The following is a 20,753-nucleotide window of genomic DNA, read 5'->3' as shown; positions in this document are numbered from 1 at the left end:
CGCCGCGCGCGGGGATACCTCGCGCGCGCCGATTGGCGGAGCGTCTAGATGCAGAAAAAACAGATCAACCTTGCCCTACAGGGCGGCGGCGCGCATGGGGCCTACACCTGGGGCGTGCTTGACCGGCTGCTGGAAGAGCCAGAGCTTGAGATCAGCGGTATTTCCGGCACATCGGCTGGCGCACTGAACGGCGCTGCATTGAAGGCGGGGCTGATCAAGGGCGGGCATCAGGCCGCGCGCGATAATCTGGATTGGCTGTGGGATAAGGTCGCCGGTGTCGGTAACCTGCATCTGAACGGCTGGATGGCCCCCTTTGGCGTCGGTGCGCTTAGTCAGGCGATGGCCTATAGCTGGCCGGTCATGCTCAGCACGGCGATGACGCAGATCGTGTCGCCCTATGTCTACGGCCCGCTCTATCGCAACCCGCTGCGCGATATTGTCGAGACGTTTGATTACGAACATATCTGCGAGGCGGCGGGACCACGGCTGTTTGTCAGCGCGACCAAAGTGCGCGACGGCAAGATTCGCGTCTTCGAGAAAGAAGAGATCACGCCTGACGCGATCCTCGCCTCTGCCTGTCTGCCGACGCTGTTTCAGGCGATCGAGATGGAGGATCCGAAATCGGGCCGGCGCGAGGCGTTCTGGGACGGGGGCTATACCGGCAATCCGGCGCTTTTCCCGCTGTATTCCTCGGACTTGCCGGGGGATATCGTCATCATCAATATCAACCCGCTTGAACGGGACGAACTGCCCACCACGCCGCAGATGATCCACAATCGAGTGAACGAAATCAGCTTTAATTCCAGCCTGTTACGCGAACTTCGTGCGATCCACTTTGTGCAGAACCTGCTGGATCAGGGACGTGTCGAGGAAGGTCAGATGCAGCGGTTGCGGATTCACATGGTCGCTGACGATGATCTGATGTCGCAGCTGTCCACCGCTACCAAAAGCGTGCCGAACGGGGCGGTGATCACTGCGCTTAAATCCGCGGGCCGCACCTCGGCCGAGCGGTTTCTGCAAACCGATATCGACAGTGTAGGCAAACGCAGTTCAGTCGATCTGCGCAAGATGTTCAGCTAGGGGAAATGCGGTCGGGCCGCGGGGTCGCGGATGGGTCCACAGGCACCGGTTTCTTTGGCGGATAGACCAGCCCGGCAGAGATCACCAGCTTGGCTGCGTCCTCGACCGACATGTCGAGCTCGGTCACATCCTTTTGCGGCACGAACAACAAAAAGCCCGAGGTCGGGTTGGGCGTGGTTGGCACAAACACCCCCACAAGGTTCGATCCTTCACCCCCTGCTGCGGCGACCTCTCCCTTTGCGGGGATAGAGATAAAACCAAGCGCCCACATACCCTTACGCGGGTATTCAATCATGCAGGCGGTTTCAAAGCTGCGCTCTGACTGGGCGAAAATCGTTTCCGAAATCTGCTTGATGCCGGAATAGATGGTCCGCACCACAGGTGTACGCTCTACCAGACTTTCGGCGAAACGGATGAACGACCGCCCGATAATGCCCTTGGCCAGCCAACCGACGATGACCGTAAACAGCAAGAAGATGATCACACCGATGCCGCGCACGTTGATCTGGGCAGACGGGTCCAACCCGAAATACGTCTGGATCAGCCGGTCGGGGTGATAGGCCAGCGGCACCATCGGCAGCACGATCCCGTCGATCCAGCCGATCACGCTCCAGATCAGCCAGATCGTGAGGCCGACCGGCGCAATCACCACCAGCCCCGTCAGGAACGAAGCCCTGATCCGCGAGAGCAAAGTCCGGCGCGGTGCGGGAGGAAGGGGCGGCGTAAACGGTGTGTTCATGAATGAAGGTTATCCCACTGCAGCAATGCGTTAGAGCTAGGGCGTTTCACGCGTTGCTACAATGGAGGACGCATAATAATTAAGCTTTATGCGTCTTTTGACATAAGTGCAGCCGCAATTTTGGACGCAAAACGGGCGTTGTTACGCACCAATGCGATGTTCGCGGTCAGCGACCGGCCTTCGGTCAGTTCGAAGATGCGCTGCAATAGATAGGGGGTCACGGCCTTACCGCTGATGCCGTGGGTATTGGCATCGGCTTGGGCGGCCATGATGATGGGTGCCAGATCAGCGGCGGCGATTTCATCCTCTTTCGGGATCGGGTTGGCGACCAGCTGCCCCCCGGGCAAACCCATATGACCGCGCATTTTATGGGCGGCGGCGATATCAGTCGCGTTATCCATGCGCAGGGGCGATTTCAGCGGGGAGGTGCTGCTCCAGAAGGCGGGGAAGCTGTCTTGGCCGACGGTGATCACCGGCACGCCTTGCGTTTCCAGCACCTCGAGCGTTTTGGCCACATCCAGAATGGCCTTGGCCCCCGCGGCGACAACGGTCACCGGCGTTTGGGCAAGCTCCATCAGGTCGGCAGAGATATCAAAGCTGTCTTCTGCGCCCTTATGCACGCCGCCGATACCGCCGGTGGCGAAAACCGCGATCTCGGCCAGATGGGCGGCGATCATCGTCGCGGCAACCGTTGTGGCACCGGTGCCGCCCGTGGCGATGCAGGCCGCCATATCGGCGCGCGACAGTTTGGCGACATTCTTGGCCTGCGCCAATGCCGTCAGCTCGTCGTCCTCGAGCCCGATGTGCAAACGTCCGTCGATCACAGCGATGGTGGCGGGGATCGCACCGGCCTCACGCACATCTGCCTCGACCTGACGCGCGACCTCTAGGTTTTGCGGATAGGGCATCCCGTGGGTGATGATCGTGCTTTCCAGCGCAACAACGGGGGTTCCATTCGCATGGGCTTTGGCGACTTCGGCAGAGCGGTGCAGGGGAATCATATTTTGGTCTCTCCAGAAACATATTGGGCAGCGGCACTAAGCGCTTGGGTCAGGGCCGCGTCTGGTGCCGCCCCTTTGATTTCAGCCGCGATATGGGCAGCCATGAACGTATCACCGGCACCGGTGACGCGGGTGACAGAGACGGGGGGCGGGTTCTGAGTGATCAGACCGCTTGGCGCACCCACCGTCGCGGGATTGCCGCCATCGGTCACCACCGCGCGAACCGCACCGCGGGACAGCAGCGCCGTGGCCGCATCGCGCGAATTGTCGAATGTCGCCTGACACAGCAGCCCCGCTTCTTCGAGGTTGACGTAAAGCGTGCCGCGTTCCGCCTGCAAAAACGGTGTGAGCCGTTGCGCCTTGCCCGGCGACGCAGGGGCGACGCGCAGATCGGCATGCTCGAGCAGCGGGCTACGGGCCATTTGCGACAGCAGGTCCAGCGTCAGATTGCCATCCAGCGCCACGGCCCCGCGGTAGGGGGTGGGCAGCGATCCGTCTTCGAACGGGCGCAAGATCTTGTCGCCCGCAGCCTCAAGCGAATGAGCATCGGCAATGGCGGCGATCAGGCCGTTGGTGCCCTCGACCGCCATATAGCGGTCCGTGGGCAGATCATCCGAGCGGTACACATGATCCGTATGCAGCCCGCGCAGCTTGCACGCGGCGATCAGCTCGTCCCCTTCGGGGTCGCGGCCGACGGCGCTGATGAGGGCGGGGGACAGCCCAAAGCGGGCCAGCGCCATCGCGATATTCAGCGCAACGCCACCGGGCAGACGCGAGATGCGACCGGGCATATCAGAGCCTTGTCGCATGACCGTATCGCCACGGCCGATAATGTCCCAAAGCACGGAACCGATGCAGAGAATGTCAGGTGTATGTGTCATGCCGCCGGTATGGCCCAACCGATATGGCGGGCGCAAGGCGCGGCGGCGCGAAAAGGCCTATTCCGGCACGGCAAATGTCAGCGATGCCCAAAGGCTCTCCCATTGGGGGCTGGTGGGGGTGGTTTCCACGTCCGGGGCAGGGCGCAGCACCACGGCATCCACCAGATAGGTCATCCCCGCGGTAACCGGAAATTGGACGTGCCCCGCGTCATCCGTCCGGTATTTGGTCACGGTGACGTTCTTGTCGGCGTCGCGTTCATAGACTTCAACCTGCACATCGCGGCGCGGCTCTTGCTGGTAGGTCAGCGCGACCTCCATCTGCTGATCGGCCGCAAGCGTGTAGGGGTTGGTGAGCGCGACAAATTCGGTTTCAAGCCCCAAGGCTTTGTCTTCACCTTGTCCGTCGCCGACAGCGATCAGTGCCTTGGAATAGCGGCTATAGCGTTCGCGCACCTTGTCTTGGGGATAGCCCTTCGAGCGGTGCTCGGCCAATGCCTGCATGAAATCCTTGTGCACGGTAAATCCGACGAATGTTTGCCAGTCTTTATAGGTCAGCATTGTCGCCTTGGCCTGATGCGCGACGATTGCCAGCCCTTCCTGATCCGGCGCGGTCATCGTCAGCGCCGGGATATCGCCCATGCGTGCCGTGACCGGCACGGTTTCCCCGTCAAAAGTCACGTCAAACCGTTCGGTGCTGTTCGGGAAATAGGCGAGGCGTGTGCCCTCGAACAACTGACCGTTGCGGATGTCGGTTGTTATTTCGGTGCCGGGCTGTACTTGATACGCGGGCGCGTCCAGCCAGAATTCATGCGCAGTGACAGCCGAAGTTGGTAATAAGAATGATAGTACGAGTACGAAACGGGACAGAAACATGACAACAACCTTTTATAAACTGATACTCAAGCTGGCCTATGTGCTGGTTTTGTCAAGTGGGCTGGTAGGGCTCGCGCAGGCGCATGAAGTCGTGCCGACCATCGCCGATGTGCAAAGCAGCGACGGTCAGGTCACGCTTGATCTGCGCGTGAACCTAGAGGCGCTGATGTCCGGCATTGATCTGGACGCGGTGGCTGATACGAATGATGCCGAAGATGCCAGCGATTACGACAGCTTGCGTGCCTTGCCCGCCGATGAGGTCGCGGCCCGTGCGCCGGAATTGCTGGCCCAGTGGAACGCGCTACCGCTGCTGCGCGCCGATGGGGAGCCTGTGGCGCTGGAGGCAGTGGCGCTGACGCTTCCCGAAGACGTGAACCCAGAACTGCCCCGTATCGCCGAATGGTCGCTGCAAGGAATGGTGCCGCAAGACACGCGCGGGCTGGTGGTGTCATGGCCCGATGGGTCGGGCGCGCTGGTCCTGCGTCAGCAAGGGGTCGAAAACCCCTATACCGGTTATCTGGACGGTGGCGCGGAAAGCCCCGAAATTTTGCTTGCGGGCGGCGGACAGCAATCCGCGTGGGAGGCGTTTGCCAGCTATATTCCCGTCGGGTTTGACCACATCCTGCCCAAAGGGCTGGATCATATCTTGTTCGTGCTGGGGTTGTTTTTCCTGTCGACACATCTGCGCCCGCTGGTCTGGCAGGTCACGGCGTTTACGGCCGCGCATACGGTGACATTGGCGCTTGGCGCGCTTGGCTGGGTGACTGTCCCCGGTAGCATTGTCGAGCCGTTGATCGCCGCCTCTATCGTCTATGTCGCGGTCGAGAATATCTTTCTTGCAGGGCTCAGCCCGTGGAGACCGCTGGTGATCTTTGGCTTTGGTCTGTTGCACGGGCTTGGTTTTGCCTCGGTGCTGGGGGAATTCGGCTTGCCGCAAGACCAGTTCATCCCCGCGCTCATCGGGTTCAACATCGGGGTAGAGATCGGGCAGCTCACCGTGATTGCCGTCATGTTCCTCTGTGTCTGGCAGGCGCTGCGGGTGATGCGCGGGCAGGGCGACCCGCGTGCGACCAAGGGGCTTTATGTGGCGCTGACGGTGATTGCGCTGGCGCTGTGCATTGTACCGATGCCCGCCGTGGCCGCGCTGCTGGAGGCACCGGTGCCGGTGTTCCTGATCCCGCTGGCGCTGGTCTTTACCGGGTGTTTCCTGTCGGTGCAGTTCCGTCAGGTCGCGGCACCCTACCGTCGCTTTGTCGCCATTCCGGCGTCGGTCGCGATTGCGGTCATCGGGGCCTATTGGTTCGTAGAGCGGGTGTTCCTGTAACACCCGCCCTGCGCGGTTACTTCATCGCGGCAATCAGATCAGCGAGCGCCTGCTGGGGTGTTTCGCTGGTCCAGATTTCATCCCCGATGCCGAAAAAGTCGGTAACGGGGGTGAGCGCGCGGATCAGATCGGTGTTGAGCCCGCCTTCGGCGACGACCGGCACTTCGATCACTTCGGACCACCATTGGAATAGCTCTAGTTCGGCGTGGGTGCCATCGTCCAGCAGGGACGCGTTCACCGGACCAAAGCTGATGTAATCCGCACCCGCTTCGCCTGCGGCCATGCCGTCGTGACGCGAGCCGTTGCAAAAGCTGCCGACAATGGCGTCATCGCCCAAGGTCTTGCGCGCATGACGCACGGAGCGTGCCGCATCCGACAGATGCACGCCATCAAGCCCCAACCGTTCCGCCAGCAAAGTGTGATCCGCAATCACCAGCGCAATGTCACGCGCGTCGGTGACGCCCCGCAGTGCATCCGCCGCGCGCATTACGCGATCTTCGTCACGGGTGCTGAGCGCCAGACGTACGCAGGCCACATCATGCGCATCCAGCACACGCGCCAGCTGGTCGGGGAAGCTGGAGAGTTCAAGCTCGGGCGGGGTAATCAGGTAAAGCTGCGGCTGTTCGGGCGTATCCATGGCTTGCTGTCCTTTGCGTTATTGCGCGTCAATTAGCGGATCACGCGGGGAAAGAAAAACTTTTATGCCTTCGGCGAGGATTTTTTCCCATTTGGAAGGCGCGCGGAGCGCCCCGTCGTTCTTGCGAGGTGCGCGCCGCGCGCGTATGAGGTGCCCATGAATGATACAGTAGAACACCCGCAGATCCCGGCCTTTGTGCTTGTGCGCCCGCAGATGGGCGAAAACATCGGTGCCGCCGCACGGGCCATGTGGAACTTTGGCCTTGATCGCATGCGCATTGTCGCGCCGCGTGACGGCTGGCCGAACCCTTCGGCCGTTGCTATGGCATCTGGTGCGGGGCGGTTGCTGGATGAGGCGGTGATCTATGATGATCTGGCCGGTGCTGTGGGCGATGCTGCCTTTGTTTTTGCCACCACGGCGCGCGATCGAGATCTGACCAAGCCAGTTTATAGTCCTGAAGCGGCTATGGCCAAAGCCGCGCAGATGATCCGCGAGGGCCGCCGTGTCTCGGTGCTGTTCGGGCCGGAACGGGCAGGGCTTGAGAATGATGATATCAGCCGCGCGAATGCGATTGTCTCGGTCCCGGTAAACCCTGCCTTTGCCTCGCTTAACCTTGCGCAATGTGTGTTGCTGATGGGCTATGAGTGGATGCGTGCGCAGGGCGATGTCGTGGCCGAGCAGGTCGAGATGGCGGGCACCGACTGGGCCGACAACAGCGAGATCGAACATCTCGCACGTCATTTCGAGGAACGTCTCGACACCGCCGGCTTTTTCTACCCCGAGCACAAGGCCGCCAGCATGAAGATCAATCTGCGCAACATGTGGTCGCGCCTGCCGCTGACCCGTGCCGACGTGCAGACCTTGCACGGCACCCTGCGACAGATGGTACGTTGGAAAGAGCGCGGCTAGACCTTTGTGCGCTTGTGTCCTACTTCTGCACAAACCCTAGCAGACGAGAGGCACCATGGCCGAAAAACGAAAGCTGTTCGAGGACGTAGGCGAGGCGCAGGCCACGCGCCCCGTGGCACAGGCTGGCGGCATTGACCGCGGGCGGGGTGGGGCACGCCGTGGCATCCGTATCTGGCTGTTCATCCTATTTGCATTGGTCTTTGTGATGATCGCCGTGGGCGGTCTGACCCGATTGACCGACAGCGGCCTGAGCATCACCGAATGGAAGCCCTTTACCGGAGCTATGCCGCCGATGAACGAGGCGGACTGGCAGTCGGAATTCGCCAAATACCAAGAGATTGACGAGTTCCAGGTCCAGAACTCCTGGATGGAACTGTCTGATTTCAAAGCAATATACTGGTGGGAATGGGGCCACCGGCAGTTGGGCCGGGTGATCGGTCTGGTCTGGGCTGTCGGGTTTTTGTGGTTTCTCTTGCGTCGCCAGATCCCCGTTGGCTGGTCCGGGCGTTTGCTTGTCTTGGGCGGTCTTGGCGGTCTGCAGGGTGCGATCGGCTGGTGGATGGTGTCGTCGGGCGTCACCACCGGAGAGGCGGTTCTGGATGTCGCCAGCTACCGTTTGGCCACGCATCTGGGGCTTGCCTTTGTCATCCTCGGGTTCATCACCTGGTATGCGTTGCTCTTGGGCCGGAGCGAGCGTGACCTGATGCAGGCGCGACGCGCCAAGGAGGCGAAGCTTTTCGGCATGTCCACGGGCCTGTTGCATTTTGCCTTCCTGCAGATCCTGCTGGGCGCGCTGGTCGCGGGGATCGATGCGGGGCGGTTCTTTGTCGACTGGCCGCTGATGCAGGGGCAGTTCTTTCCGCCTGACGCCTTCAGCATCACGCCGGTCTGGCGCAACTTCTTTGAAAACCCCGGGCTGGTGCAGTTCATGCACCGCATGGCGGGCTATCTGCTGTTTGCCTTCGCTATCGTGGTCTGGCTGCGGGGCCGTAAGTCGGCGCATCCCAATACGCGCAAAGCGTTCAACCTGATGATGATTGCGATGCTGGGGCAGATCGCCTTGGGCATTGTGACCGTGATCAACGCCGCACCGGTACATATCGCGATCTTCCATCAGGTGCTTGCCGTGGTGCTGTGGGTGTTGATCCTGCGCGCCCGCTTCCTGAGCGCCTATCCCATTCCGACATCTGTACGAGGTAAATCCTGATGAGTGCTTTTGATGAGCTGATGGCGTTCCAGCGCGAAACCGAGGCGCTGGCACAGGTCGCGGGCCGGTTGGGTTGGGATCAGGAGACCGTCATGCCACGCGGGGCGGCCCCGCAGCGTGGCGAGGAGATGGCGGCAATGGAAGGCGTGCTTCATGCGCGCCGTGTTGATCCGCGCGTTCCCGAATGGCTGGACAGGATCGACGAAGCGGCGCTGAACCCCGTCGGACAAGCGCAGCTGCGTGACATCCGTCGCAGTCACGCGCGCAGCTCTAAAGTGCCCGCAGCGCTGGCCGCCCGGATCGCGCGGGTCACCTCGGAAGCGCAGGGCATCTGGGCCGAGGCGCGCGCCGCCGATGATGTCGCGGCCTTTGCCCCGACCCTGACCGAGGTGATCGCGTTGAAGCGCGAAGAAGGGCAGGCGCTGGCTGCTGGCGGCGATGTCTATGACGCGATGCTGGATGATTATGAACCCGGTGCGCGTGCTGCCGAGCTGGAGGCGATGTTCGGCGCATTGCGCCCCGAGCTGACGCGCCTGCGCGAAGCCGTGCGCGCCGCCGAAGCACCGCCGGTGCTAGAGGGCCGCTTTGACGCGGAGACCCAGATGAAGCTGACACGTCAGCTCGCCACCACCTTCGGCTATGATATGTCCATGGGGCGTGTCGACAAGGCCGTGCATCCGTTCTCAAGCGGGTCGGGGCTTGATGTTCGGATCACCACACGCACCAACGAGCTGGACCCGTTCAACTGTTTTTATTCCACCATCCACGAGGTCGGGCATGCCTGCTACGAGCAGGGCATCGACAAGGACTACCTTTTGACGCCGCTTGGGGCGGGTGTGTCTATGGGGGTGCACGAAAGTCAAAGCCGGATCTATGAAAACCAGCTTGGGCGCAGCCGTGCCTTTACCGGCTGGTTGTATGGTCAGATGCGCGATGCCTTCGGTGATTTTGGCGTGGCGGATGAAGAAACCTTCTACCGCATCGTGAACCGTGTCTCTGACGGCTATATCCGGACCGAGGCCGACGAGCTGCAATACAATCTGCACGTGCTTTTGCGGTTTGATCTGGAGCGCGCTTTGATGGCCGGTGATCTGCAGGTCGGTGATCTGGAAGCCGCGTGGAACGACAGGTTCGAGGCCGATTTCGGCTATGCGGTTGACCGGCCCTCGAACGGGGTGTTGCAGGATGTGCATTGGTCAGTCGGGTTGTTCGGCTATTTCCCGACATATTCCTTGGGCAACGTCTATGCCGGGTGCCTGAATACGGCGCTGCGCCGCGATGTACCGGAACTGGATGCGCAATTGGCGCAGGGCGATACCTCTGCGGCGACGGGCTGGCTGCGCGAGAATGTCCAGCGCCACGGCGGGCTTTACGCCCCGCGGGATCTGATCACGCGCGCCACCGGAGAGCAGCCGAGCGAGGCCCCCTTGCTTTCTTATTTGACGGAGAAATTCAGCACTCTATATGCATTATAGTCTGGCCGAGCCCGAAAACGGTCGGTTGAATTGCATTTACTTGATCTGATGACCCTAGCGTCAATATCAAGTTTGCTATTGCGCCTGAAATATGCGATATGATGATCAAGATTTTTGACCTTCGCAAACTGGAGAAATTATTATGACACGCTTCACAGCATTCGCCGCCGCGCTTTTGATGACTGCCGGCGCAGCTTCCGCCCAAGTTACAACCCAAGCCGCTGTTGGTGGTGATTCCGGCGTTGCCGGCTACCCAACCACAGTTGTTGGCGAAAACGGCGTTACCTACGCTTGCCAAGCACCTACCGAAATCGATGGCATCATTGCACGTCGTTGCATCGATCCAAGCGCCGCTGGTGGCGTTGGCTTTGAGGGCCTGAGCCCCGCCGCGGCCGGTGGTATCGCAGCGGTTATCGTTGCTGTCGCAGTTATCGCAAGCAACGATGACGACGCAAACGGCACAAACGGTTCCAACGGTACGTAAGCAATACAGATCTGACGATCTGAGAGTTTCGAGAACGCCCCCTCGGGGGCGTTTTTTTATGGGTTTGCAATCCGTAGCGCGCAAAGAAAAAAGCCGCCCACTCAGGAAGAGGGGCGGCTTTTAACATTCTGTTGGGCGACTTACGCCTCAGGCGTTGCGATCTCGTCGTCGCCGGTTTCATCACCTTGGTCTGCAATCCAGGCAACGCTTACCACAACTTCGCCGCGTCCGGTGTCAAAGACTTTGACGCCACCGGCACTGCGCGACCGGAAGGAAATCCCCTCTACCGGGACGCGAATCGATTGCCCTTTAGAGGTCGCGAGCATGATCTGATCATCCATCTCGACAGGGAAGGAGGCGACGATATCGCCACCGCGCATCGCTTTGTCCATTGCGGTCACACCCAGGCCACCACGCCCGCGCACGGGATAGTCGTGGCTGGAGGACAGTTTGCCCGCGCCTTTTTCGGTGATCGTTAGCAGCAGGTTCTCGGCCGCGGACATTTCGGCGTAGCGCTCTTGCGAGAAATTCGGATCGGCGGGGGCTTCGTCTTCGTCGCCTTCCGCATCATCGGCCAGACCGGCCATCGCGCGGCGCATCTTGAGGTAGGCCGTCCGCTCTTCCGAGCTGGCGTCGAAGTGACGGATGATCGACATGGAGACGACCTTGTCATCGCCGTTCAGCTTGATCCCACGCACCCCGACAGAGGCGCGGCTGTTAAAGACGCGCACATCCGTCGCAGGGAAGCGGATCGCGCGGCCCGAATTGGTCACCAGCATGACATCATCATCATTCGACGCGATGCGTGCGTTGATCAGCGTGGTGTCGGCGTGGTCGTCCTCGAACTTCATGGCGATCTTGCCGTTGCGCATGACATTGGTGAAATCCGACAGTTTGTTCCTGCGCACGGTGCCAGCGGATGTCGCGAACACGACCTGAAGGTCGTCCCATTCTTTTTCGTCGCGATCCACGGGCATAATCGCCGCGATGGAAACGCCGGTGGGGATGGGCAGGATATTAACGATCGCCTTGCCCTTTGACGTGCGCCCGCCTTGGGGCAAGCGCCAGGTCTTGAGCTTGTAGACCATGCCGTCGGTCGTGAAGAACAACAGTTGCGTATGGGTATTGGCAACGAAGAGGGTGGTGACGACGTCCTCTTCCTTCGTTTGCATGCCCGAAACACCTTTGCCGCCGCGGCGTTGGCTGCGGAAATCGACCAGTGGGGTGCGTTTGATATAGCCGCCGGAGGTTACGGTCACGACCATATCCTCGCGCGCGATCAGGTCTTCGTCGTCCATGTCGCCGGACCAGTCGACGATCTCTGTGCGGCGCGGCACGGCAAACTGGTCTTTCACCTCGGCCAGCTCGTCCGAGATAATGCCCATGATCCGTTCGCGGCTGCCCAGAATTTCAAGGTATTCCTTGATCTTCTTGGCCAGTTCTTCCAGCTCGTCGGTGACCTCTTTCACCCCGATCTGCGTCAGACGCTGCAAACGCAGTTCCAGAATGGCGCGGGCCTGTGCTTCGGACAGGTTATAGGTGCCGTCGTCATTGGCGGTATGTGTCGGATCGTCGATCAATGCGATATATTGCAGGATCTGTTCCGCGGGCCAACGGCGTGTCATCAGCTTTTCGCGCGCTTCAGCGGCATCGGCGGAGGACCGGATCGTCGCGACGACCTCGTCGATATTGGTAACGGCCACGGCCAGACCACACAGGATGTGGCTGCGTTCACGCGCTTTGCGCAGCAGATAGGCAGTGCGGCGGGCGACGACATCTTCGCGGAAATCGATGAAGGATGTCAGGAACTTGCGCAGGGTCAGCTGTTCGGGCCGGCCGCCGTTGAGCGCCAGCATGTTACAGCCGAAATAGGTCTGCATCGGGGTGAAACGGTAAAGCTGGTTCATCACCACTTCGGCCGTCGCGTCGCGCTTCAGCTCGATCACAACCCGCACGCCGTTGCGGTCAGATTCATCCTGTACATGGGCGATGCCGTCGATCTTCTTCTCGCGCACCTGCTCGGCGATCTTTTCGATCATGGTGGATTTGTTCACCTGATAGCAGATCTCGTCGATGACGATGGCGAAACGGTCTTTACGAATCTCTTCGACACGGGTCTTGGCCCGCATGATCACACTGCCGCGCCCCTCAAGATAGGCTTTGCGCGCGCCCGAACGACCCAACATGATCCCGCCGGTGGGGAAGTCGGGGCCGGGGATATATTCGATCAGCTCTTCCGAGGTCAGATCGGGGTTCTCGATCAGGGCCTGACAGGCGTCGATCACTTCGCCCAAGTTATGCGGCGGGATGTTGGTCGCCATACCAACGGCGATACCGCCCGCGCCATTGACCAGCATATTCGGGAACCGTGCTGGCAAAACAGTGGGTTCGCGTTCTTTGCCATCGTAGTTGTCGATGAAATCAACGGTTTCCTTGTCCAGATCGCCGGTCATGAAGGACGCGACCTTATCAAGGCGGGATTCCGTATAACGCATTGCCGCAGCGCTATCGCCGTCCATCGACCCAAAGTTACCCTGACCGTCAATCAGCGGCAGCGACATAGAGAAGTCCTGCGCCATGCGGACCAGAGCGTCATAAATCGCGCTGTCGCCATGCGGGTGGTAGGAGCCCATTACGTCGCCCACGGACTTTGCCGACTTGCGGTAGGCCTTATCGTGGGTAATGCCTTTCTCATACATCGAATAGATGATGCGGCGGTGAACCGGTTTCAGCCCGTCTCGCAGGTCGGGAATGGCGCGCGAAACGATGACCGACATGGCATAATCCAGATAGGATGTCCGCATCTCGTGTTCGATATTAACCGACGGGCCATCATACACGGGGCGCGTAGCCGGGATTTCGTCATCGTTTTCAGGGGTTTCTGGCGTGTCGTTCACGTAATCTGCCTAGCTCTTGCTGGTTCTATATCTTGCGGTTTTGTATAGCAGACGGGGCATATCGGGTGCAATGCCTGCGGCCTTGGCAGGCGGGGATTCACTTGCTCATCAGGCTAAGTTATTGAAATATAATGATACTAAATCCGGCGTGATTTTTGGGGCGTAACGTCAACGTCAATTGGTGGTTCAAACCCGCGCTTTTGGGGTAGGCTAAAGCAAAACGAGGGGGAGGCATCTACGTGCAACAGATATTGGTCAATCAAAACGCAATCACCGAAACCCGCATGCTCGAGGCGGAGGGAGAGCCGCTGGCACCGGGGCAGGCGCGTCTTGCGATCGAAAGCTTTGCCGTGACATCGAACAACGTGACCTATGCGGCGGCGGGTTTCGATATCGGCTATTGGCAGTTTTTCCCGACATCCGAGAACGGATGGGGGATCGTGCCCGTGTGGGGGACTGCAAAGGTTGTCGAAAGCCGCACAGATGTGCTTGAGGTCGGAACGCGCCTGTATGGCTTTTATCCAATGGCATCCGAGCTGGTGATCACACCTGAACAAGGCGCGGCCGGTCTGGTGGATGGGGCGGCGCATCGGGCGAAACTGCCCTTGATTTATAATCAGTACACGCCCGTCAAAACCGCCCCCGCATCAGAGGATCACTTGCGCGCCTTGCTGCAACCGCTGCTGGCGACGTCCTATCTGATCTACGATTGGCTGCTGGATAATGACTTCTTCGGCGCAGAGCAGATTATTGTGGGCAGCGCCTCGTCAAAAACCGGATTGGGCCTGTGCAGCTACCTCGCCGAGGCAGAGGCGCGCGGGGTCAAGATCGTGGGCCTCACATCTGCCGGGAATCGCGCGTTTGTTGAAGGTTTAGGGCATTGCGATACGGTGCTGACCTACGACCAGATCGACGCGCTGGCCCACGTCCCCTCCGTCTATGTCGATATGTCGGGCAATAGTACGGTCAAAGCCAAGCTGCACAGCACGTTGAAAAATCAGCTAAAACATTCCTCTGCGGTCGGGTTGAGCCATTGGGATCAATTTACCTCGACAGCGCCGTTGGACGGCCCCAAGCCGCAATTCTTCTTTGCGCCCTCACAGGTCGCCAAACGCCGCGAGGAATGGGGCCCCGGCAAGATCGAGGCGCAGATCACCGCCGCGTGGAAACGCATCGCGGCCAGCGCATCCGATTGGATGGAGGTGCAGGTGCATGACGGCGTGGCCGATGCGGAAGAGGTCTATGCCACCCTCGCACGGGGGGAGGCCGACCCCAAGGTCGGCGCGATCATCCGCCCCTAATGCTGTGCGTGCGCGGGGTCAGGCCGAACAGCTTGCCCCGCCCAAGACACAGAATTTGGCGCAATGAGGGTGGTTCAGGGCTACGTCTTTTTCCGCCTCTTCCAGCGAATGGCCCAGCTCGAACTCTTCGGTGTAGGGCAGCAGGGTGCAGGCCAGCACGGCAGGGGTCGCCGCACCTTTGCGCTTTACCACCATACGCGAGCTTGAACACATCACCGCGTCGGGGGATTTATCCAGGATTCCCCAGCAAGCGGTGGTGATTTCGGGCACTTCGACGGTTTCATCCATCTCAGGGAAAAGCACTGTCATCCCAGGGTCTTGCGGGTCGATGTCAAAGCTGTGTTCAGCATAGAAAGCCCCGTATCCGGCGCGGCTGTCTTCGTCTGTGGCGCCAAAAACCGACCGCCCTGCAACGGCCATGCGGATGTTATTATCGCGCAGCCATTTCATGCCGGTCACTGTCTTTTCCAGCGCGCCCGCGCCGCGCTCTGCGTCATGCAGATCGGTGCGGTAGTGATCCACGGAAATGCGCAATGTCAGCTTGCCGGGATAGGCTTCGTTCAGGCGCACCAGCCCCGCTTGCACGGATTTACGCATCATCGGGCGCATAGCGTTGGTCAGGATCAGCACGTCATATCCGGCGGCCAGCGAGGCTTCGGTGATCTCGATCATCTGCGGGTTCATGAACGGCTCGCCGCCGGTAAAGGCAATCTCTGTCACTGGCCAGTTGCGCTGCGTGATTTGCCCCAGATAATCGCGCACCTCGTCGGCGGTGATATAGACCAGCGCATCATTCGTGGGGCTGGACGCGATATAGCAGTTCACACATTCAATGTTGCACAGGGTGCCGGTGTTGAACCACAGCGTCTGCGGGTTTGTCAGGCTGACAGTCGCGCGGGGTTCGCCCTTGGCCGTCAGGGCAGGATCCTGAAATTTACCGATATTTGCGTCGACAACGTCTTTCATAGGAAACCGAGCCTCACCTGTATAAATTACTTTTCTTTGTCTATGCGAATGGTATGCGCAATAAAACCCCGTGTCATTTGGTGCACAGACTTGTGAAAAACGGAAATCTCAGTATGTTTGCGCTAACATCACATCTCGGCACCCAAACGTCGTAGCCTCGCGACAAGGAGCATCCACATGGTATCACGCGTCATTCCGGTCGATCCTTTTGATCTGGTGATTTTCGGCGGCACAGGCGATCTGGCGCGCCGCAAGATCCTGCCGGGCTTGTTCCGGCGCTTTTGTGCGGGGCAGATGCCCGAAAACGCCCGTGTCATTGGTGCCGCGCGCACAGAAATGGACCGCGCGGGCTACCAGCAGATGATCCGCGAGGCCATTGCCGAATTCAACGGTGACTTCGAGCACGAGAAGGCGCAGCTGGACGGGTTCATCGACCGGCTGGAATATGTCGCGATTGACGCGAAAGGCGAGGACGGCTGGGCCGAGCTGCAAAAGCTCATGGCCGGGACCGAACGGGTAGAGGCCTATTATTTTTCCGTCTCGCCCGCTTTGTTCGGTGATCTGGCGGAACGTCTGCAACAATGGGGCATGGCTGACGCGCAAAGCCGGATCGTCGTCGAAAAGCCCTTTGGCCGCGACCTGAAAACCGCGCAGGCGCTTAACGCCACGCTCGCCAAGTATTTCGACGAAAGCCAGATCTACCGGATCGACCACTATCTGGGTAAAGAGACGGTGCAAAACCTGATGGCTGTGCGGTTTGGCAACATGCTGTTCGAGCCGCTGTGGAACAGCCAATATGTCGATCACATCCAGATCACCGTGGCCGAAACCGTCGGCGTCGGGGGCAGGGGCGAATATTACGACAAATCAGGTGCCATGCGCGATATGGTGCAAAACCACCTGATGCAGCTTTTGTGCCTGATCGCGATGGAGCCGCCCGCGCGGTTTGACCCCGACGCGGTCCGCGATGAAAAGCTCAAGGTGATCCGCGCGCTCGACCCTGTGCTGCCGCACCACATCGCCCGCGGTCAATATCAGGCAGAACCGTGCAACGAGGCCGAACAACCCGGTTACCGTACCGCTGTGGGGGATCCACGCTCGCGCACCGAAAGCTTCGTCGCGCTGAAAACCCACATCAGTAACTGGCGGTGGGCTGGCACGCCTTTTTACCTACGCACCGGCAAACGCATGGCGGCGCGGTCCTCCGAGATCACGGTCGTCTTCAAGGAAACGCCCCATTCGATTTTTGCCGAAGACGCAGGCCGCCACCGCAATGTTCTGTCGATCCGTTTGCAGCCGAACGAAGGCATCACCCTTGGCGTGACGATCAAGGAACCGGGCCCGGGCGGCATGCGTTTGGTGGACGTGCCCTTGGATATGACATTCGCCGACGCTTTGGGGCCTGAAGGCTCCGAACAGGTAGACGCCTATGAACGTCTGATCATGGACGTGATCCGTGGCAACCAGACCCTGTTCATGCGCGGCGACGAGGTAGAGGCCGCTTGGGCCTGGACCGACCCGATCATCCAGGGCTGGGAAGCGCGCAATGACGTGCCCAAACCCTACGACAGCGGGTCCGACGGCCCGACAGATGCCAACGAACTGATGCGCCGTGACCAGCGCCAATGGCGGGAGTATTCTGCATGAGGTTGATCGAATATGCCGACCGCGAAGTCCTTGCGATGGACCTCGCCAATCTGATCGCGGGGGAGCTGAAGAACGCCCTTTTGTCCCATGACACGGTCAGCTTTGCGGTGCCGGGCGGAACAACCCCGGGGCCGATCTTTGACAGCCTCAGCGCGGCCAATCTTGATTGGGCGCGGGTGCAGGTCATGCTGGGTGACGAACGCTGGGTCGCCCCCGACCACGAGATGTCGAACGCGCGGCTCTTGCGCAATCGCTTGCTGGTGGGGCGCGCGGCCGAGGCAGCGTTCACCCCGTTCTACATCGACGGGCTGACCTCGGCCGAGGCCGCAGAAACACTGTCCCCCAAGATCGAATCCCGATTGCCGCTGTCGGTGCTGTTGCTGGGCATGGGCGCGGATATGCACACGGCCTCGCTCTTTCCGGGTTCCAACGGGCTTGAGGCGGCAATGGCCGCGGACGCGCCGGCGCTCTGCCCGATCGATGTCGACGGGCAGGACATCGGGCGTATCACCCTGTCGCGCAGGGTGCTGGAAGGCGCAATGTCAAAACATCTTGTGATCTTTGGCGATGAAAAACGCGCAGCGGTGGAACAGGCGCAAAGCCTGCCGGCCCTTCAGGCCCCCATCGGCGCAGTATTGAACGAGGCAACAGTACATTGGGCACCATGACGCATTTTGATGATTTGATCCGTATGCAGGCGGCGGTGCAAGACCGCTCTATCCTGTCGTTGTTCGACACAGCCGATCGCGCCCAGACGTTCAGCGCGCAGACCGGCGACATGTTGTTCGACTTCTCCAAAACCAACCTTGACCGCGATACGATGGATGCGCTGCTGGCGCTGATCGATGCCGCGGACGTGCCCGCGCGTCGCGATGCGATGTTCGCAGGCGAAAAGATCAACGAGACCGAAGACCGCGCGGTACTGCACACGGCGCTGCGCAATCTTGATGGCGGGGCGGTGATGGTGGATGGGGCGGATGTGATGCCCGGCGTTCATGATACGCTCGACCGGATGCGCGGTTTCGCGGATCAGATCCGCAGCAGCGACATTACGGATGTGGTGAATATCGGTATCGGCGGGTCCGATCTTGGGCCCGCGATGGCGGTGCAGGCGCTCTCGCCCTATCATGACGGGCCGCGCTGCCACTTCGTGTCGAATGTCGACGGGGCGCATATCTCGGACACGCTCCGCGGGCTTGATGCGAAAACCACATTGGTGATCGTCGCTTCCAAGACCTTCACCACGATCGAGACGATGACCAACGCCCGTACCGCACGCGCGTGGATGACAGAGAATGACGGCGATCCGGCAAAGCAGTTTGCCGCCCTGAGCACAGCGCAGGACAAGACCAGCGATTTCGGTATCGATGCGGATCAGGTCTTTGGCTTCGAAGACTGGGTCGGTGGGCGCTATTCCGTCTGGGGGCCCATCGGCCTGTCGCTGATGATCGCCATTGGCCCACGCGCCTTTGATGCGTTTCTGCGCGGCGGGCAGGCGATGGACCGTCACTTCTGCGCCGCCGCCCCGCACGAGAACATGCCCATGCTGCTGGCCTTGGTCGGCATCTGGCATAATCAGATCTGCGGCTATGCCACCCGCGCTGTGCTGCCCTATGACCAGCGGTTGGGGCAACTGCCCGATTACCTCCAGCAGCTTGAAATGGAATCCAACGGCAAGTCGACCCTGATGGACGGCACCACGGCGCCCTATCACACGGGTCCCGTCGTCTGGGGGGCTGCGGGCACCAATGGCCAGCACGCGTTCTACCAGCTGATCCACCAAGGCACCCGCGTCATTCCTTGCGAATTCCTGATCGCGGCCAATGGGCACGAGCCGGACCTGACGCACCACCACAAGCTGCTGATCGCCAATTGTCTTGCGCAATCCGAAGCATTGATGCGCGGGCGATCCTTGCAAGAAGCGTCAGAGCTGATGGCGGCAAAAGGTCTGACCGGTGCCGAGCTGGACCGTCAGGCGCGCCACCGCGTCTTCCCCGGTAACCGCCCGTCGACCACGCTCAGCTACCCTCTGCTCGACCCGTTCACCCTGGGGCAGATCATCGCGCTGTATGAACATCGCGTCTTTGTGGAAGGGGTCATCCTGGGCATCAATTCCTACGATCAATGGGGTGTGGAACTGGGCAAAGAGCTCGCCACCTCATTGCAACCCATCGTCGAGGGCGCGGCACCTGCGACCGATAAAGACGGCTCAACCGCCGCTCTTGTCGCCTTTATTGCAAAACACGCCGATTAGGATCACGGCTTCATTTTGCCAAATAAACTCCGGGGAGTGTGAGGGGCAGCGCCCCTCATCCCCAATCTCGCGCACAGCGCTGCAGTTTACCCGTTCAGCGCGATGTCATAGGTCACCCAGCCCGTGCGGGTCGCCAGCTTGTCGTAGGCCCCACGCCCGCGATAGTTATCCTCTGCTGTGATCCAGCGCAGCGTGCCCCAGCCGTTGTTTTTCGCCACCGTCTCAACCGCTTTGATCAGCGCCTGTGCGGCTCCGGACCCGCGGGCCTGCGGGCTGACAAACAGATCATCCAGAAAACAGTTCGTCGCCGCGCGCAGCTGGCTGACAAAGGGGCGGTAATGGGTAAACCCGACAAGCGCGCCGCTGGCATCCTGTGCCACGATGCAATTGCTGCCGTGAGCGGCGTCCATCAGCCAGCCAAAGACGGTTTCACGCATCTGCGGCGTCTGATCGACCTTGTAGAAAGCGGCGTAGCCGGCAAAGAGCGCTTCCCAAGCGCTGCGATCCGCGGCCTCCATCGGGCGGGTGGTGAGTGTCATAGCTTATGTTCCTTTCGATGCACGCGCGCGCGGCGATTACCCCTCGGGGCGGGCGTTTTCAGTCTGCTCAAAATATTGTTTCAAACGGTCGGGCAGGGGATACCGACCGGAGCCGTCCCGTTCCAGCAGCACCAAAATACACTCGAACGTGGCCCGCAGTTCGCGGCCTACCCAAACCTCTTGCGCCAAAGCGTAAGAGGTGTTGCGAAAGCTGGTGCAGCGGCAGGTCACGATGTAATTCTCGCGCTCCAGCATCTCTTGCAGATAGCGGATCGACCCTGACCGGATCACCACGCGCGGGCCGGGGCTGTCGATCAGCCCGCGTTCTACCAATGACTGCGTATAGCGGATGCGCAGCCGTTCGAACCATTCAAAATAGACGGTGTTATTGACGTGGTTGTTGGTGTCCAGATCAGAGAAGCGGACCTGATCTGCCATGGCCAGCGGTTGCGGTGTCGGCATACCGGCGGCGCGTTGCTGATCGGGGGAAAGGGGCGTGTGATAAATAACTGTCATGAACCCTGCGTAAGCAGCAATGA

The 20,753-nt window shown here is 60.4% G+C and carries 19 protein-coding genes; 10 read left to right on the top strand and 9 right to left on the bottom strand.

Features of this window, described 5'->3' with window-relative positions:
• Positions 1-48: 48 nt before the first annotated feature.
• Positions 49-1,080, top strand: coding sequence for a patatin-like phospholipase family protein (locus AB1495_RS14515; RefSeq protein ID WP_074634837.1), 1,032 nt, complete (start codon positions 49-51; stop codon positions 1,078-1,080).
• On the opposite strand, the gene AB1495_RS14510 is transcribed toward AB1495_RS14515, so the two are convergent.
• The 4 genes from AB1495_RS14510 to AB1495_RS14495 all read right to left on the bottom strand — a co-directional run bounded on the left by AB1495_RS14510 (position 1,073) and on the right by AB1495_RS14495 (position 4,574).
• Positions 1,073-1,819, bottom strand: a complete 747-nt coding sequence (locus tag AB1495_RS14510) for a DUF502 domain-containing protein (protein ID WP_074634838.1) — start codon at positions 1,817-1,819, stop codon at positions 1,073-1,075. The two genes, AB1495_RS14515 and AB1495_RS14510, sit on opposite strands and share 8 nt — an antisense overlap.
• A gap of 86 nt (positions 1,820-1,905) precedes the next feature.
• Entirely contained in the window at positions 1,906-2,820 is a 915-nt protein-coding gene (locus AB1495_RS14505) for a pseudouridine-5'-phosphate glycosidase (protein ID WP_074634839.1), read from the bottom strand.
• Positions 2,817-3,701 carry a PfkB family carbohydrate kinase gene (locus tag AB1495_RS14500; protein WP_037944378.1) on the bottom strand — a complete coding sequence of 295 codons (885 nt, stop codon included), beginning with the start codon at positions 3,699-3,701 and terminating at the stop codon, positions 2,817-2,819. The genes AB1495_RS14505 and AB1495_RS14500 overlap by 4 nt, the downstream gene beginning before the upstream one ends.
• Positions 3,702-3,758: 57 nt before the next feature.
• Positions 3,759-4,574 carry a DUF4198 domain-containing protein gene (locus AB1495_RS14495; protein WP_074634840.1) on the bottom strand — a complete coding sequence of 272 codons (816 nt, stop codon included), beginning with the start codon at positions 4,572-4,574 and terminating at the stop codon, positions 3,759-3,761.
• On the opposite strand from AB1495_RS14495, the gene AB1495_RS14490 reads away from it, so the two are divergent.
• Positions 4,573-5,898 (top strand): HupE/UreJ family protein, encoded by a 1,326-nt coding sequence (locus AB1495_RS14490; RefSeq protein ID WP_074634841.1) that lies wholly within the window; start codon positions 4,573-4,575, stop codon positions 5,896-5,898. The genes AB1495_RS14495 and AB1495_RS14490 overlap by 2 nt on opposite strands.
• A 16-nt stretch (positions 5,899-5,914) precedes the next feature.
• On the opposite strand, the gene AB1495_RS14485 is transcribed toward AB1495_RS14490, so the two are convergent.
• Positions 5,915-6,535, bottom strand: coding sequence for a thiamine phosphate synthase (locus AB1495_RS14485; RefSeq protein WP_074634842.1), 621 nt, complete (start codon positions 6,533-6,535; stop codon positions 5,915-5,917).
• Between the two features lie 156 nt (positions 6,536-6,691).
• Between AB1495_RS14485 and AB1495_RS14480 the strand changes: the two genes are divergently transcribed.
• The 4 genes from AB1495_RS14480 to AB1495_RS14465 all read left to right on the top strand — a co-directional run bounded on the left by AB1495_RS14480 (position 6,692) and on the right by AB1495_RS14465 (position 10,610).
• Positions 6,692-7,444 carry an RNA methyltransferase gene (locus AB1495_RS14480; protein ID WP_064216445.1) on the top strand — a complete coding sequence of 251 codons (753 nt, stop codon included), beginning with the start codon at positions 6,692-6,694 and terminating at the stop codon, positions 7,442-7,444.
• A gap of 55 nt (positions 7,445-7,499) precedes the next feature.
• On the top strand, positions 7,500-8,651 hold the full coding sequence (ctaA, locus tag AB1495_RS14475; RefSeq protein ID WP_037944373.1) for a heme A synthase: 1,152 nt from the start codon (positions 7,500-7,502) through the stop codon (positions 8,649-8,651).
• Positions 8,651-10,126 (top strand): carboxypeptidase M32, encoded by a 1,476-nt coding sequence (locus AB1495_RS14470; RefSeq protein ID WP_074634843.1) that lies wholly within the window; start codon positions 8,651-8,653, stop codon positions 10,124-10,126. The genes ctaA and AB1495_RS14470 overlap by 1 nt, the downstream gene beginning before the upstream one ends.
• Before the next feature lie 142 nt (positions 10,127-10,268).
• The gene (locus AB1495_RS14465; protein ID WP_037944371.1) at positions 10,269-10,610 is read left to right on the top strand and encodes a hypothetical protein; all 342 of its coding nucleotides are present in this window, start codon (positions 10,269-10,271) and stop codon (positions 10,608-10,610) included.
• A gap of 140 nt (positions 10,611-10,750) precedes the next feature.
• Here the strand turns inward: AB1495_RS14465 and gyrA are convergent, their stop codons facing one another.
• Positions 10,751-13,507, bottom strand: coding sequence for a DNA gyrase subunit A (gyrA, locus tag AB1495_RS14460; RefSeq protein ID WP_074634844.1), 2,757 nt, complete (start codon positions 13,505-13,507; stop codon positions 10,751-10,753).
• A 239-nt stretch (positions 13,508-13,746) separates the two neighbouring features.
• Between gyrA and AB1495_RS14455 the strand changes: the two genes are divergently transcribed.
• Positions 13,747-14,808 carry a DUF2855 family protein gene (locus AB1495_RS14455; protein ID WP_074634845.1) on the top strand — a complete coding sequence of 354 codons (1,062 nt, stop codon included), beginning with the start codon at positions 13,747-13,749 and terminating at the stop codon, positions 14,806-14,808.
• 18 nt (positions 14,809-14,826) lie between these two features.
• On the opposite strand, the gene AB1495_RS14450 is transcribed toward AB1495_RS14455, so the two are convergent.
• Complete coding sequence (locus AB1495_RS14450; protein ID WP_009824723.1) at positions 14,827-15,774, bottom strand: radical SAM protein; 948 nt, start codon at positions 15,772-15,774, stop codon at positions 14,827-14,829.
• Between the two features lie 177 nt (positions 15,775-15,951).
• Between AB1495_RS14450 and zwf the strand changes: the two genes are divergently transcribed.
• Genes zwf through pgi form a run of 3 tightly spaced genes read left to right on the top strand, consistent with a single transcriptional unit; the run spans position 15,952 to position 19,675 of the window.
• Positions 15,952-17,421, top strand: a complete 1,470-nt coding sequence (gene zwf / locus AB1495_RS14445) for a glucose-6-phosphate dehydrogenase (protein ID WP_064216451.1) — start codon at positions 15,952-15,954, stop codon at positions 17,419-17,421.
• On the top strand, positions 17,418-18,089 hold the full coding sequence (gene pgl, locus AB1495_RS14440) for a 6-phosphogluconolactonase (protein WP_074634846.1): 672 nt from the start codon (positions 17,418-17,420) through the stop codon (positions 18,087-18,089). The genes zwf and pgl overlap by 4 nt, the downstream gene beginning before the upstream one ends.
• Positions 18,086-19,675 carry a glucose-6-phosphate isomerase gene (gene pgi / locus AB1495_RS14435; protein WP_074634847.1) on the top strand — a complete coding sequence of 530 codons (1,590 nt, stop codon included), beginning with the start codon at positions 18,086-18,088 and terminating at the stop codon, positions 19,673-19,675. Before pgl ends, pgi begins: the two co-directional genes overlap by 4 nt.
• Before the next feature lie 86 nt (positions 19,676-19,761).
• Here the strand turns inward: pgi and AB1495_RS14430 are convergent, their stop codons facing one another.
• Positions 19,762-20,214: a GNAT family N-acetyltransferase gene (locus AB1495_RS14430; protein WP_074634848.1), complete on the bottom strand. Its 453-nt coding sequence runs from the start codon at positions 20,212-20,214 to the stop codon at positions 19,762-19,764.
• Between the two features lie 36 nt (positions 20,215-20,250).
• A complete protein-coding gene (locus AB1495_RS14425) occupies positions 20,251-20,730 on the bottom strand; it encodes a thioesterase family protein (RefSeq protein WP_005853740.1) in 480 nt (159 codons plus the stop codon).
• Between the last annotated feature and the right edge of the window lie 23 nt (positions 20,731-20,753).

This window comes from Sulfitobacter pontiacus, assembly GCF_040790665.1.
In the GTDB taxonomy this organism is placed as follows: Bacteria; Pseudomonadota; Alphaproteobacteria; order Rhodobacterales; family Rhodobacteraceae; genus Sulfitobacter; species Sulfitobacter pontiacus.
Note: the sequence above shows the minus strand (reverse complement) of the source record. Positions and strands in the feature narration are given on the sequence as shown.